At 42.0% G+C, this 15,306-nt stretch carries 11 protein-coding genes; 6 read left to right on the plus strand and 5 right to left on the minus strand.

All coding sequences use genetic code 11. The features are described 5' to 3' along the window. Positions 1-14: 14 nt before the first annotated feature. From WFY05_RS16635 to WFY05_RS16650, 4 genes are all read right to left on the minus strand, one after another. A complete protein-coding gene (locus tag WFY05_RS16635; RefSeq protein ID WP_340114035.1) occupies positions 15-3,443 on the minus strand; it encodes a TonB-dependent receptor in 3,429 nt (1,142 codons plus the stop codon). A gap of 129 nt (positions 3,444-3,572) precedes the next feature. Continuing rightward, complete coding sequence (locus tag WFY05_RS16640; protein ID WP_340114036.1) at positions 3,573-4,544, minus strand: FecR family protein; 972 nt, start codon at positions 4,542-4,544, stop codon at positions 3,573-3,575. 65 nt (positions 4,545-4,609) lie between these two features. Then, complete coding sequence (locus WFY05_RS16645; protein WP_340114037.1) at positions 4,610-5,209, minus strand: RNA polymerase sigma factor; 600 nt, start codon at positions 5,207-5,209, stop codon at positions 4,610-4,612. 164 nt (positions 5,210-5,373) lie between these two features. Next, positions 5,374-6,171, minus strand: coding sequence for an SGNH/GDSL hydrolase family protein (locus tag WFY05_RS16650; RefSeq protein WP_340114038.1), 798 nt, complete (start codon positions 6,169-6,171; stop codon positions 5,374-5,376). A gap of 395 nt (positions 6,172-6,566) precedes the next feature. On the opposite strand from WFY05_RS16650, the gene WFY05_RS16655 reads away from it, so the two are divergent. Beyond that, positions 6,567-7,583 (plus strand): dipeptide epimerase, encoded by a 1,017-nt coding sequence (locus WFY05_RS16655; RefSeq protein ID WP_340114039.1) that lies wholly within the window; start codon positions 6,567-6,569, stop codon positions 7,581-7,583. A gap of 44 nt (positions 7,584-7,627) precedes the next feature. Here the strand turns inward: WFY05_RS16655 and murQ are convergent, their stop codons facing one another. Then, positions 7,628-8,431, minus strand: a complete 804-nt coding sequence (gene murQ, locus WFY05_RS16660; protein ID WP_340114040.1) for an N-acetylmuramic acid 6-phosphate etherase — start codon at positions 8,429-8,431, stop codon at positions 7,628-7,630. 169 nt (positions 8,432-8,600) lie between these two features. Between murQ and WFY05_RS16665 the strand changes: the two genes are divergently transcribed. The 5 genes from WFY05_RS16665 to WFY05_RS16685 all read left to right on the plus strand — a co-directional run bounded on the left by WFY05_RS16665 (position 8,601) and on the right by WFY05_RS16685 (position 15,274). After that, the gene (locus WFY05_RS16665; RefSeq protein ID WP_340114041.1) at positions 8,601-10,160 is read left to right on the plus strand and encodes a glycosyltransferase family 2 protein; all 1,560 of its coding nucleotides are present in this window, start codon (positions 8,601-8,603) and stop codon (positions 10,158-10,160) included. Between the two features lie 8 nt (positions 10,161-10,168). Further along, positions 10,169-11,347, plus strand: a complete 1,179-nt coding sequence (locus tag WFY05_RS16670) for a hypothetical protein (RefSeq protein ID WP_340114042.1) — start codon at positions 10,169-10,171, stop codon at positions 11,345-11,347. 6 nt (positions 11,348-11,353) lie between these two features. Further along, positions 11,354-12,688 carry a SpoIID/LytB domain-containing protein gene (locus WFY05_RS16675; protein WP_340114043.1) on the plus strand — a complete coding sequence of 445 codons (1,335 nt, stop codon included), beginning with the start codon at positions 11,354-11,356 and terminating at the stop codon, positions 12,686-12,688. A 101-nt stretch (positions 12,689-12,789) separates the two neighbouring features. Then, entirely contained in the window at positions 12,790-14,637 is a 1,848-nt protein-coding gene (locus WFY05_RS16680; RefSeq protein ID WP_340114044.1) for an MFS transporter, read from the plus strand. A gap of 103 nt (positions 14,638-14,740) precedes the next feature. Then, positions 14,741-15,274, plus strand: a complete 534-nt coding sequence (locus WFY05_RS16685; RefSeq protein WP_340114045.1) for a DUF8685 domain-containing protein — start codon at positions 14,741-14,743, stop codon at positions 15,272-15,274. The last annotated feature ends 32 nt before the right edge of the window (positions 15,275-15,306 follow it).

Consider the following 15,306-nt stretch of genomic DNA (forward strand, 5'->3'; position numbering starts at 1 on the left):
TAATTCTTAATTCACTAAAATGTAACCTTAACACCAAGTGCATACGTCTTTACTGCCGGATAGGTTAAAGGAGCACCAATTTCCGGGTCGAAGTTTTTCTGAGCGGCATAGATCAGGAACAGGTTATTACCTGCAAAAAATACCTGAGCACGTGAGACTCCAAGATTACCAAAAACACTATTAGGAACAGTATAGGTAAGAACGGCATTTTTCAAACGGCAGAATGCCATGTTATCCAAATGGTAGGTACTCATGTTACGGTCGAACGACCAGTAAAGGTCATCACGGTTGTAAGCCCTTGCAACATCAGTATTTCTGTTTTCAGGAGTCCAGCGGTCATCGAAACTCCACTGTAAATAGTTACCAGCCTCACCACGACGTCCGTCAGCAATGTTCATGCGGTAATAAGTTCCCTGGCCTTGTGCCAGAACTGATAAGTTCCAGTTTTTGTAAGTCAGATCCACTGTTAAACCGTACGACCATTCCGGAGCATCGGTTTGGTCAACAAGTATTTTATCGTCACTTGTAATGCTTCCATCATCATCAACATCTCTAAAGATTACATCACCGGGTTTTGCTCCGTCCCAGTGTGGATAATTGTCGACGGCAGCCTGGTCGGCAAAAACACCGATTGCATCATACATTAACCATGCTCCGTAAGGGTGACCTGTACGTTGCTGCCATTCTTCGGCACGTTCCGGTTCATCCATAAATACAACTTCGTTGTGGTTGTAGCTAAGATTACCCATGACATTAAGCATCAGATCGTTATTAAAAGTTTTGTGGTAACCTGCTTCAATTTCAAAACCACGGTTATCAACCTCGGCAATGTTTTCGTCGGGTAATGCCAAACCAGTAAATTGTGGAACCGAAGCATCGCGTGATGCCAAAATATCGGAACGTTTACTGTAGAATACATCAACATTTAACGAGAACAAATTATCCAACAACTGCGATTCGAAACCAAGGTTATAAGTTGTTTGTTTTTCCCACGTTATATTTGGGTTAGCAACTCCCTGCTGTTGTACAACAGTCTCAACAACTTTTCCCGAGCCCATTGTTAAACCTGTTCCAAGTACATATTTGTTCATAAACTGGAATGGATCACCCGGGTCCATACCCATTTTACCGTAAGAAGCTCTTAGCTTAAAGTAATTGATGAAACCAATGTTGTTTTGCCAGAAGTCTTCTTCCGAGGCACGCCATCCTAATAATAATCCCGGGAAATTACCCCAGCGACTGTCAGGAGGGAATTTCAATGAACCGTCGCGACGGAACAGTGCTTCAACCAAATATTTTCCTGCATAACTGTAGTTAAAACGACCAATCCACGATTTTCGAGCATATATACTCATGGATCCCCAGTTATCTTTATCCTTGTCGGAACCGGCGTCGATGGTTTGAACAACATCAGAAATGTAGTATTTACGGAATGCTCCGAAGTTATTCCAGTTCTGGTCAATTTGTTCGTAAGCACCAAATACATTTATGGAATGTTCGCCAAAATCGCGTGCATAGTTAAAGTTTACGTTGGCTAATTTACGTATACTTCTGCGGTAATCTTCAGCAAGTTCCGGTGCAGAATATCCTCTTAATGCCGGAGTTAGTTCCATGTTGGTTATGTAACCTTCCGAGTCGTACTCTGCAGTATCCCAGTTTTCGGTATAAAGCGTCCAGGGTTTGCGGAATCTTTTTCTGTACCAGTTCGAAATATCATAAGTATAATATCCACTAATTGTTAATCCTTCAACCATTGGAGGAGTAATGGTTCCTCTGAAGGTAAACTGGTTGATGTAATCAGTTTGGTCGTCGGTACCACCTTCAAAAGTTGAGGTTACAACCGGGTTATCACCATACTCAATGTCTGGACCGGGTAATCCGTTTGGCCAGAACGACCAGCGGGTTGGGAGCAGACGTGTTGCCTGACCATAAATAGCACCGGCACTTTTGGTTGGGTACAACTTGTGGTTAAGGAAACCTGCATAATCAACCGAAGTGGTTAACCAATCAGTAATTGGCATTTCAAGTTTTGCACGCAGGTTGTATTGTTTGTAGTTGGTTGATTCCTGCTCGTAAATAGCTTCTTCGTTTTTATAACCAAAAGAAACATAATAACGCATTCCGTTGGCAGTACCACCGTCGATGCTGAAATTGTGCTTGCTGGTTGTTGTCCAATCAGCTACCAAATCACCCATCCAGTCACTGTTTGGGTGTTGCCAAGGATCCCTGCCACTGTAGAACAACGCGATATCTTCATCGGTGTAAGTGCGGTTCCTGTTTTCATAATCCTGATATTCGCTAAGCATTGTAGCGTAGTCGCCTGCACTGGTTGCTTTAGGAAGGATTGTTGGTGTCATAAATCCCTGGTAAAACTGATAGTTCAAACGGGGTTTACCGGTCTGACCTTTTTTTGTGGTTACCAGAATAACACCGTTTGCTGCAGTTGCACCATAAATTGCTGCTGATGCATCTTTCAGCACCGAAACACTTTCAATATCAACCGGGTCGATGTCAGTTAAAGAACGTCCGGGAACACCATCAACCACAACAAGCGGAGCGGTGTTGGCTTCGCTATCTCCAAGTGTGGTACGACCACGAACTAAAAGTCTGGCATCACTCTGTCCGGGTTCACCTGTTTGCTGAATACCGGTAACACCCGACATACGACCTGAGAGTGTGTTGGAAACATCGGCAGCGGGGATTGCTTCAATCTGTTCACCATTAACAGAAGCAACAGAACCCACCACATTGGCCTTTTTTTGCTGTGCATAACCTACAGCAATAACTTCTTCCAAACCAATGGCTTCTTCTTCCATGGTAACATCGATGGTTGATTGGTTTCCGATCGACACTTCCTGAGTTCTCATACCAACAAATGAAAAAACAAGAACTCTTGCATTTTCCGGAATATCACTTAACTGATATTTTCCATCAGTATCGGTAACAATACCAATGGTAGTACCTTTAACTACAACGGTAACACCGGGAAGCGGACTTCCGTTACCATCTTTTACAGTACCCGAAACTGATTTTTGCGGTGCGTCATCCACATCGCCGGAAGAATTAGTTTTTTCTTCAGCAGGGAAAACAATAACCTGGCGTTCGATAACACGGTACTCCAGTTTGTGCTGAGGCAGAATTTCATCCAGAATTTCTTCAACACGAGCATCCTCGGTAGTAAGCGTTACCTTCTGATTGTCGTTTACAACATCATTGTTATAAACGAACTTAAATTCACTCTGATCAGAGATCGTTTGAAAAACTTCTTTCAGGCTCATTTTCTTCACTTTCAGACTAAAAGTAACCGACTCTGAATAAGTGCTGCTGGCCTGAACGTTGATTACAATCGCCATAAGCATTATTAAAACTAATGCTGAAATACGACGAAGTTTACTTTGCCAACCCCGAATGTGAGTTAGCATTTTTGTTTCGTTTAGTTCCATACAAATAATGGTTTAGTTCATAAAACAATTTAATTAGTAATCGCATGTTTGGAAGTAAAGAATCAAAATCGATTCTTTACTTCCGATTTAGTTGGTATAGACTCGATATATAATCGCAATCAATTGATCTTACTCTTTTGATTTTATAATAAATCCTCCGTCTGTTTTTTCGTAGGAAAAGGATTTTGCTTCACATAGAATCTTTAAGATCTGGTCTAAAGATTCATTCTCAAATTCAGCTGTATACCTCAATCGGCCAACAGCAGGATCGGTTATAAATATTTTTGATTTAAACTTGCGTTCCAGTTTATGTGAAATGCTGAACAGATCTTCGTTATAGAGGTATAAAATCCCGTCTCTCCACTGCGCCGGTTTCCCAAGTGTAGTTTGCATTACCTCAATAACTCCGCTTTCGGGCGAGAAAAATGCCTTTTCTCCGGGTTTCATTGTCACATGCTGATGCGTTTTATTTTCAGCCAGAAGTTCAACTTTACCCTCGAACAAAGAGATCTCCTGACGTGTATGCGGATTCATGGCAGCAATGTTAAACTTGGTTCCCAATACTTTGGTTTTTAACATTGGCGTTTTCACAATAAAAGGTTGATCGGGATTGTGTGCAACCTCAAAATAAGCCTCACCAAAAAGTATCACTTCGCGGGTATCGCCTAAAAATGGTTCGTTAGCAACAATGTATGAGATTGAATTCAGCCAAACCTGCGTGCCATCGCTTAATACTATCTTTTTTTGTTCTCCAACATCGCAACGGTATTCGTTTAAGGTGGTGTGCTGGCGTGGAGATAAAATGTAAACTCCCAACGAAATAACCAACAATACGGTTGCCGCAATTCCAAGTCGTTTCCAAAAGTTAGTTCCCTGGCCAGCGTGGTATGTGAAACCAAGCTTTTTTTCGGTTTTACCTATTATATTGTGTGGTTTTGTTTTGGGAAAGAAATATTTCCAGAAGTGTAAAAGCCGGGCCAGCTTTTTACGTGGAATTTTATCATTGTTCAACTCATTATCAAGCTGCCTGGCTTCCTCTTCAGAGAGATCATTTGTTAACCGCTTAACAATCAGTTCGTAAGTTTTATCGTTTTTAGTCATAAATGGTCGTCTGTAAATAAAGACGCAGATTTTCGGGAAAGTACCTAGTGTAAAATGAACTTTTTTTAGAAAAAAATGGAATAAAGGCTCGCCCGGTTTAAGGGATGCGGCATTTTTCTGGTTTTCCTGTCGATATCGAGCATCTCGGTAATTTTTTTAACCGCGGTGATCAAATGGTTATTCACCGTTTTTTCTGAAATCTCCATGATGTCGGCTATTTCTTTGCGCTTAAGCCCGTTGATTTTGGCAAGTGTAAATGCAAGCTGGCATTTTGGAGGCAAACTGCCAATGGCTTCGTGAATCTGATTTAATGCCTCTCGGTCGATAAGGTCGTCTTCCGGTCCGCTTACCTCAATAAACATAAAATCCTGGTATTCATCTATCAGGACAATTTTGTCGCTGTTGGTTTTTCGCAAGTGCGATAAACAAGCATTTTTTACACTAATGAATAAGTAGGATTTGAGGTTGTCGATCCGGATAAGATCTTTTCGGTTGTACCAAATCTTAACGTACACATCGCTCACAATTTCTTCAGAGAGTTCTTTATTCCGAAGAAATCCCATAGCAAAATGTAGCAACTCATCGGAAGTTATTTCCATAAGCTGTCTGAATTTCGCCTGGTTGCCCTGTGCAATTAATAGTTGGTCCTTATGTTCAATTAGCATGTTCCGTTTAGTTTAGTTAGATCTGTCGCTTATTGTAAAAGAAACATAAAGAATTAGTCTGCAATGGATTGTAAGTTAGTAAAGCTTGTTTAATTTCAAAAGAAAATTGTTGTTAAATATGTTTATTCATTATTTGTCTACGTAATATATTTTCTCGCAATACCCTATGAAGCATAATGTTTAAGAAAATCAAGTCTGTCAGAAACTTTTTTTATCCATTCTCTGGCCATCAACTCATGGCCAAATACGGTTGGATGAACGCCGTCCCAGATCCAGTAATCGATAGGAGCTCGTTTTGAAGCCTTTGCAAAAACTTTGGGATATTCAACACAAACTGCATCGTTGTCCTTTGCGATACGCCGAACGACTTCTGCTCTGGCCTGAGTTTCTTTACTCCATAGTTCCCAGTTTTCCTTTCGGCTGCCGACGGGATATACAAACGGTACACCTAATACGAATAAAATATTCGGATTTTGATCTTTACAACCGTTCAGTAACTTCCTGTAAACCGATTCAAATTCACTCAGCGTTCGTGCTTCTCCGAACTGCCTGACAATATTTCCAACGTCGTTTATTCCAACCAGCAGACTTAAAACATCCGGTTTAAGGTCGAGCGTATCTTTTTGCCAGCGTACTTCGAGATCGTCAACTGTATCACCACTAATTCCCCGGTTAAAGAATGAAAAACCGCTTTGCGGGAAATCGGCACCAATCCGGCTGGCAACCGAAAATGCATACCCGTGCCCCATTATATGATTAGGATCTTGGTTTCTTCCACGGTTACCGTCCGTGATCGAGTCGCCCTGAAACAGGAAACGAAGATTTTTGGTTTGCTCACTGCTTGCTTGATTTATACCTGACCAGGCTAATGGTGTTCCCAGTCCCAGAAATGTGCTTGCAATAACACCCGATTTTAAAAATGATTTTCGCGAAATCGTCCGGGATTGCTTTTTATAATTCATATGTTATAGTTATTTTTAGTTGATATGTACAAATATGCAGGTAAATTTCCGGGTGTAATTCATGAAACATTTATTTTGTAGCATTTTAAACCGTTAAGGTGTTAAAATGAATAAAATAGAACATCTGACATGAAAAACATTTATAATATATATATCCGAAATTTATAAACACTATTTGCATGATATCTGTGTAATTACTTTAAATTTAGTAATTTACAGAGTCTAGATATAAACAGTTAGAAATGCAGAAATAATAGGCTGCATGTAGATGCTTAAAGTTATTTTTGCAGAGGTACGTGGATATGCAAATTCATACGCAACGTATAGAGACGCCATCGGAATAGATCATAAAACGTTTTACGAACAGATTCAAACCGAGAAATAAAAATATGAGAATGATACAACTCAGATACCAACCCTACGAATTGCAACTAAAACACGCTTTTAATCTCGCAACAAGTTCGCGAACTACAACACCTGTAATGTTGGTGGAATTGGAGTTGGATGGAATTATCGGTTATGGAGAAGCGTCGATGCCACCGTACCTGGGCGAATCGCACGAAACGGTTTCACGTTTTTTGGCGAAGGTCGATCTTACCGGTTTTAAGGATCCTTTCCGAATGGATGAGATCTTGGAATACGTTGACAAACTTGACCAGGGAAACAGGGCTGCAAAAGCGGCTGTGGATATCGCCTTACATGATCTGGTAGGCAAAATCATGAACCTGCCCTGGTATCGTATCTGGGGATTGAACCTGGAAGCAACGCCTTATACTTCGTTTACCATAGGGATAGATACACCTGAAGTAGTTGTTGAAAAAATCAGGGAAGCTGAAGCTTTTAAAATTCTAAAGGTGAAACTGGGACGCGACAATGACAAGGAAATGATAGAAACAATACGATCAGTCACTGATGTGCCGCTTTGTGTTGATGCAAATCAGGGCTGGACGGATAAGCAAATGGCGCTGGACATGATCCACTGGTTAAATGAAAAAGGGATTGTGTTTGTTGAACAACCCATGCCAAAAGAGCAATTTGATGACATGGCCTGGTTAACAGCTCACAGTCCGTTGCCTACAATCGCCGATGAGGCTTTTCAGAGAGTGCAAGATATTCCACGTTTTAAAGATGTGTACACCGGTATAAATATTAAACTGATGAAAAGTACTGGCATGCGTGAAGCGAAAAAAATGGTGGATGTGGCACGTGCTCTTAATATGAAAGTGATGCTTGGCTGCATGACTGAAACTTCCTGCGCGGTTTCGGCAGCCGCACAACTATCGCCATTGGTTGATTGGGCTGACCTGGATGGTGCTTTGTTGATCAGCAATGATATTTTTGAGGGGATGAAAGTTAATAATGGAAAGATCATTTTAAATAGTCTGCCGGGAATTGGTGTTACAAAATGCTAATCTTTGTTATCCGCTAAGCATTTTGAAATTGTTGTTTCGTTATCTTATTGATTGTAATTATCCAGAACTGACCGAACTGATCCGTGAAGCAACAGCAAACGCCTGGCTTCTTCGTACTCCATGTGGGTTTCATCCATGATCATTTTCGATCCACGCTCTATGAGTTTTTTGTTGGTAAGTTGCATATCTATCATTTTGTTTCCCTTCACCCGGCCCAGTTTAATCATCAGTGAAGTCGTGATCATATTAAGTACCATTTTTTGGGCGGTTCCGGCTTTCATTCGTGTACTTCCCGTAACAAATTCCGGTCCCACAATAGGTTCGATTGCAATGTCGACCACTTTGGCAATGTCGGAATTTGGGTTACAAGTAATACATGCCGTAAGTAAGCCATTGCAATTGGCATCTTTTAGTGCTCCAATAACATAAGGTGTGCCTCCCGATGCCGCAATGCCAACCACTGTATCTTTTTTATTTATGTGGTATTTTTCAAGCTCGTTCCAGCCGCCATGGATGTTGTCTTCGGCCGCTTCAACGGCTTTTCTTATGGCTTTGTCGCCACCGGCAATAAGACCTACGACCACACCGTGCGGCATTCCGTATGTCGGTGGTATTTCAGAAGCATCCAAGATTCCCAGTCGGCCACTGGTACCTGCACCGATGTAGAAAAGCCGTCCACCGGTATTAACACGATTAATCAGTAATTCAACCAGTTTCTCAACTTTTTCAATCTCATTCTGAACAGCAAGGTGAACTTTGGCATCTTCGTTATTTATGTTGGTCAGAATTTCTTTTATCGACATATTTTCAAGATGATCATATAACGAATTGGTTTCGGTAATACTCACTTTTTTCTACTTTTTGTTGTACGATAAAAATACGATAAAAGAGCTATTATGTATGTATTCCTTTATATTTGTTCGTGCCTGCATTCTTGATTTCATTTTGAATGCTAGATAAAATTATACCACAGGACTAAAAATTAAATATGTTTCGGACTAAATTCAATTCCAACCAATGAGAACAAATATAATATTGCATTATTCTGAAACTTCAGGATACGATACGACCGGCTTTTTACGGACCATGAAATCAGTGTTCAATCAGACCGAATCTAACTTTGAAGTCACAATTATTAATGATTCCTCGAAGAATATCTCAAAGGATGTTGAGGCGATCAACCAAAAAAATAATATGGTCAACTTCATTGAATATGAAGATGAACCACATGCTGTGCAATTGGAAAAAGCGTTCACTGACAGCAATGCTGATGCCCAGCTCTACATTGATAATCGGACGGAGAAAGTTGTACTGAAAAGAAGTGTACTTGAACTGTGTGTACTTGCGGTAACGAACAACAAAAATGTTGGAATGATTTACGGCGATTACGAAATTACGGCAAACGATGAAGTTAAGGAAGTTCGTTTGTTAAAACATCATCTAGGCCGGGTACGCGATAACCAGGATTTTGGAAGGGTATTCTTTGTGACCTCTGAAGCACTTGAAAACAGTGAATCGCTTTCCGCCGATACGAAATTCAATGCTTTGTATGATCTGCGTTTGAAGATTTCGGAAAAGTACGAACTGCTGCACATTGCCAACCGATATGCAGGTTCTTTGTATCGCGTTGTATCGCAGGCAAAAGCACACAATGTATTCGATTATCTTTTGGCCAGTAAAGACAGTCAGCTTGAAGCTGAAACGATTTTGAGCGGACACTTAAGACGTATTGGTGCTTATCTCGAACCGGGAGCTCATTATTCAAATCGCCCGGCGGCAAACTCCGTAGCAACATTAAAAGCTTCGGTGATCATTCCCGTAAATAACCGACCTGAATTTATTTACGATGCCATTGAAAGTGTTCAGGCACAAACGGTCCAGGAAGTGGAAGTGATTGTGGTTGTAAACGGGGGAGACGATGATCCAACCGTAGAATCAGTAAAAAACTATTTGCCCGGCGGTAAAAAATACGATGCCGGCAAACCTGAAGTTCATTTGCTGATACACGATATGAATAACCTGGGGTTGTGTTTTAACTCAGGTGCGAAAATAGCCAGAGGAGAATACTACGTTCAGCTTGATTCTGATGATCGTCTGACTCCGGATGCCGTTGAGAAAGTACTGGAAGTTTACAATAGCGATCCAAAAATCGGGATGGTGATCGGTTCTTATGAAGTCTGGGAAAAAGATGCCGACGGCAGTATCAACCGAATGGAAGAGATTCCGGTGGTAACGCATGATGAATGGACGGAAGAAAACGGCCGCAATAACTTGCTGCGTATTAATGGAGCCGGCGCTCCGCGTTCAATCCCGATAGCGCTGATAAAAGAAATTGGATTCAGTATGAATGAAGAGCCTTTTGCTAGAAACTATGGCGAAGATTACCAGATGGTGATGAAAATCAGCGAACGCCACCGCATTGGCCGTGTTTGGGATCCCATCTACAAAGTGATCCGTCATTCGGGCGGTACCGATCACAGCATCGATCAGAATACCATTGATAGGAACGATGAAGCCAAAGATTTTATGCGAAAAGAAAGTATTCTGCGTCGCATTGAACTCAACAAGAAGAACTAAAAAGTAACATGGATAAAAGTCCTTTATTAATTGGTATCGACGGTGGAGCTACAAAAGTAAGCGCTTGGCAAATAGTGTACGACGCGCAGCATTCGACTTTTGTGCTAGGTGCTGCAAATGCTGTAAAATCTTATCGCGAAATAGACGGTTTTATACCCAATTTCAAACCGGTGGAATTAACTGTTCAGCTAAATGAGCGAACTTCTGAAATTCGTCCGACGGACGAAGAAAAGCAGCAGGCAGCTGTTTATGTGGAGGCTTGTGCTCAGGCAGTTTATGAATTGTCACAGCAAACCGATCGGCGGGAAGTTCTGATCGGAATAGGAATGCCCGGATTGAAAACGGATAACAAACACGGGATTGCCGTAGTGGCAAACGGACCACGTATGGTGGATTATGCCGACCGGCTGGAACAACGTTTAAAAGAGTTGGGAATTCAACCGGCTTCACCAATTGCACACCTTGGTAGTGATGCTGACTATTGTGGAATTGGCGAGAATTATGCCGGTGAAGGATTATTTCGTTCGGCCTCAAACGCCTATTACCTTGGAGGCGGAACCGGTGTTGCCGATGCCATGAAACTGGATGGTGAACTGGTGACATTCGACAATGCCAAAGAATGGATAGCCAAAACCTGGGAAATGAAAAGTGCCGAAGGAATTTCGCTTGAACTGGTAACTTCGGTGAGCGGGATACAGCGCACCTATGCCGGATTTTCGGGAAAATCGTTGGAAGAACTGAATGAGGCCGGCATTTATCCCTTGCAGATCTCAAAGCTGGCGAAAAATGGCGAACAGGCGGCCATCGATACTTTCGAGGTAGTAAACCAAAACCTGGCCCTATTGCTTTACGAGCGTATTGTAACGCTGAACCAGGGATGGAAAGACCTTTTCGATTTTGTGAATCCGAATAAACCGGTTTTGAATCCGGAACATCCAAACAAAGGAAAAATATTCGAGGTGCTGATCATTGGTCAGCGACTGGGCGATTTGTTTGATGATAAATACGGAAAAGAGATCGTTCGAAAACCTGTTCTGGAGCAGTTACACAATTTGATTCAAAATTCAGCTTTTTTGTCAGAGGAGGTAAAAGAACATTATAAAGATATTAATGCCGTTGTTCAGGTATCAAAACTCAGGGAAGCACCTGCATTAGGTGCTGGTGTGGATGCTTTTTTAACACGATAAGCCGAAATGATGCAACATCCTGAAATAGCAGTTGGAATAATGAGCGGTGATACCATCGAATTCAGTTTTAATGGTCGATACCGTTTGCCTCATGTCGATTGGTTTTTCGAGGGAGACTTGTCTGCTTCGGTTGTAGACGACAAGGTTCGGCTGGCTAACTCTTCGATAGCTGAAACGGAATTACTTTTTGTTCCTGAAAAGTATTCCGATAGTGCTTTTGAGTTGAAAAACGTTACCATTGGCGTTAATTTTCATTGGGAACAACAGGAAAATCAAAAGTTTAAAGGTGCACTGAAACTGATTGTCGAGAATGGCAAATTATCGGCAATAAACGTACTGCCGGTCGAAGATTACCTGATCAGTGTGATTTCCTCGGAAATGAGTGCCAACAGCTCGCTGGAGCTTTTGAAAGCGCACGCCATTATTTCGCGAAGCTGGTTGATTGCACAAATCGACAAGCAGGAAAAGATCACATCTGAAATCGCTGACTATGAAAGTGCTTTTGTTTCGGATGATGAATATATAAAGTGGTACGACCGCGAAGATCATGCGAATTTTCATGTGTGTGCCGATGACCATTGTCAGCGTTACCAGGGAATCACGCGTGCAAATAATCCCAACGTAGTGAAAGCAGTAAATGAAACTTCGGGAGTTATTCTCACCTACGACGGTAAAGTTTGCGATGCCCGCTTTTCGAAATGTTGTGGTGGAGTGGCCGAATTGTTCAAGAATTGCTGGGAACCGGTAAATCATCCGTATTTGACGACTGTAGTCGATAATCCCAAATTTCCGGAAGGTTTTGAAGCTGATCTTACGATTGAGAAAAACGCAGTTGCCTGGCTGAATAACACTCCGGAAGCTTTTTGTAACACCGACGACGAAGTGGTGCTTAAACAGGTGCTTAACGATTACGACCGGTCGGCCAAAGATTTTTACCGCTGGAAAGTGGAATATACAAATCAGGAATTATCAGAACTGATTCTGCGACGTTCCGGTCATGATTTCGGAACGATCCTCGACCTCATACCGGTTGAACGGGGAACTTCAGCCCGCCTGATTCGGTTGAAAATTGTTGGTTCGAAAAAGGCGCTGACCGTTGGAAAAGAACTGGAAATACGTCGCTGGCTCAGTGAATCGCACCTGTATAGCTCGGCTTTTAGCATCGAACAACGGGAAGTTGAGGATGGCGTTCCGGGAAAATTTATTTTGCACGGTGCCGGTTGGGGACATGGTGTTGGTCTTTGTCAGATCGGTGCGGCGGTAATGGGCCACAAAGGATATAAATACGACGAGATCCTGCACCATTATTTTAAAAATATAACTTTGGAAAGCAGGTATTAATCATAACAGCTGAGACGTCATTCCGAACTTGTTTCGGAATCTTCTTTTAGTTAGATGCTGAAAAGAATTCAGCATGACGTTCCTGGAATTAAAGAACAACTATGTCAACTAAATCAAAACAACGATCTCCCTGGTTTTGGATACCCACACTCTACTTCGCCGAAGGTATTCCATATGTAATTGTGATGACACTTTCTGTGATCATGTACAAACGTTTGGGAATATCAAATGCTGACATTGCCTTGTACACCAGTTGGTTGTATCTGCCCTGGGTGATCAAGCCATTGTGGAGCCCGATTGTTGACATATTAAAAACTAAGCGATTCTGGATCATCATTATGCAGCTCGTAATTGGTGTCGGGTTGGCAGGTGTTGCCTTTACCATTCCGGTGGAACGGTTTTTTCAATACACGCTGGCCTTTTTCTGGCTGATTGCTTTTAGCTCGGCTACACACGACATTGCCGCCGACGGCTATTACATGCTCGAACTGTCTGACGGCGACCAGGCCTTTTTTGTGGGAATTCGCAGCACATTCTATCGTTTTGCCATGCTTACTGGTCAGGGATTACTGGTGATACTTGCCGGAAGTCTCGAAACTTTTACCGGCTTGCAACCGCTGAAAGTGGAGGTGCAGGCACTGCCGGCTGAAGTAAAAACGGTTGATTTTAATACATCCGAATTTCAGGATTTGCAACAGGAGGGAGAAACTTATTTTGTTTCGGAGAACGAATTGACAATCCCTATAGGGAAAGTTGACGGTGCTGATGCCGACAGTGTTTTTCATGTAGTTAACCAATGGAATATTGATAATCAGTTTTACCCGGCCGATGAAACGATTAAGAAAGACCAAAAAGTGTCGTGGTGGCATCAAGTTGTGGCGGAACCAATGGAAGGATTTCTTCGAAAAATCTTTAAAGCCGAAGTTCCTACTTTGAGTGATGAAGTTGGAAATTATGCCATAATCCCGATACGACTCTCGAATCAGCCCGAACCAAACCAGGTGCAGGTCCTAAATTTTGGGTACGAAAAAGGTGATAAGAGTATAAAGCTGATACGCGAATACCGTTATGAATTTAGTGATAAGAACTGGGACAAACCGGCTTTTGCGGTCGTACAGCTCGATTCAAAACTTGATCGACCAACTACCGCTTCCTTTATTGGTCGTTCGGGAAATATCAGTTTTGCCTGGTCGGTGGTATTCATGGTCATTGCAGCCATGTTCGTGTTGTTTTTTATTTACCACCGTTTTATTCTTCCGCGTCCGGCTTCCGACGTGCCAAACAAAGCTGAAGGTAGCGGAGTACTTACCGAATTTCTAAAGACTTTTGCCAGCTTCTTTCAGAAAAAACAGATTGGTGTGGCCATTCTTTTTATGTTGCTCTACCGCCTTGCCGAGTCGCAGTTGGTAAAACTGGCATCGCCGTTTTTACTCGATGCCCGTGAAGTTGGTGGCCTGGGACTGACTACAGGCGATCTTGGTTTAGTGTACGGAACAGCCGGTATGATCGCGTTAACGATTGGAGGTATTCTTGGGGGAGTGGTAGCTTCCCGAAACGGTTTAAAATATTGGATATGGTGGATGGCACTGGCCATTAATTTACCCAATTTGGCTTATTTGCTGTTGTCGCTTTTTACGCCCGAATCGTTGTGGTATGTGGCTGCCGCAGTGGTGATTGAGCAGTTTGGCTACGGTTTTGGTTTTACGGCTTACATGCTTTATATGATCTACATTTCACAAGGAAAATACAAAACGGCGCACTACGCTTTAACCACCGGTTTTATGGCGCTCGGAATGATGATCCCGGGAATGATCAGCGGATGGTTGCAGGAGATTGTTGGCTATCAAAACTTTTTTATCTGGGTGATGATCTGTACGATCCCCATATTTTTGGTGTTGCCTTTCCTGAAAATCGATCCTGAATTTGGTATTCGCAAAAAAGAATATTGAAAAGGTATTTCTGATCGTTTTTATACTCTGGAAAATACAGTTTCTGTGAGCATATCTACTTAAATTATCCTACTTTTAGGGTTTTCAAAAAAAATCGATAAAAATGGAAGACTTAACAGTAGGAACACGTGTAGAACATCCACGTTATGGTGAAGGTATCATCAGCAGAGATAACCTGACAGCCTATGAAATATTTTTTGAGCGAGGCGGTAAAATCGAGATCACAAAACGAAATACCGACCTGAATGTTTTACAAGCTAATGATGCCGCTCCAAAATCAACGTTGTCGATAAAAGAAATCGAAAAAGTGATGAGCTACGTGCTCGATAAATACGGAGCGCTGAACGAAGTGGTGCCACTCGGTGAAAAATGGCAGGGCGGAATAATGAAATTACAGCCTGCAAATCCCGAGCTTCAACCTAAGGAAATTCCGGTGGAGACTTTTTTTCATAAAATTGTGATGTTACGTGACCGTTTGCGGGTGCTCGAGCAAAACATTAACAGCAACAAGTCGCTGACTGACGAGGAAAAAGTAGATATTCAACAATACATTACGCGGGCATATGGTTCTTTAACCACTTTCAACGTACTTTTTTCTGAAAAGGAACACTATTTTGTCGGATCAAAATCGAAGTAATTAAATAATGATATAAGATTAACGGTATAACA

The organism is Maribellus mangrovi, assembly GCF_037646455.1.
Taxonomy (GTDB): domain Bacteria; phylum Bacteroidota; class Bacteroidia; order Bacteroidales; family Prolixibacteraceae; genus Draconibacterium; species Draconibacterium mangrovi_A.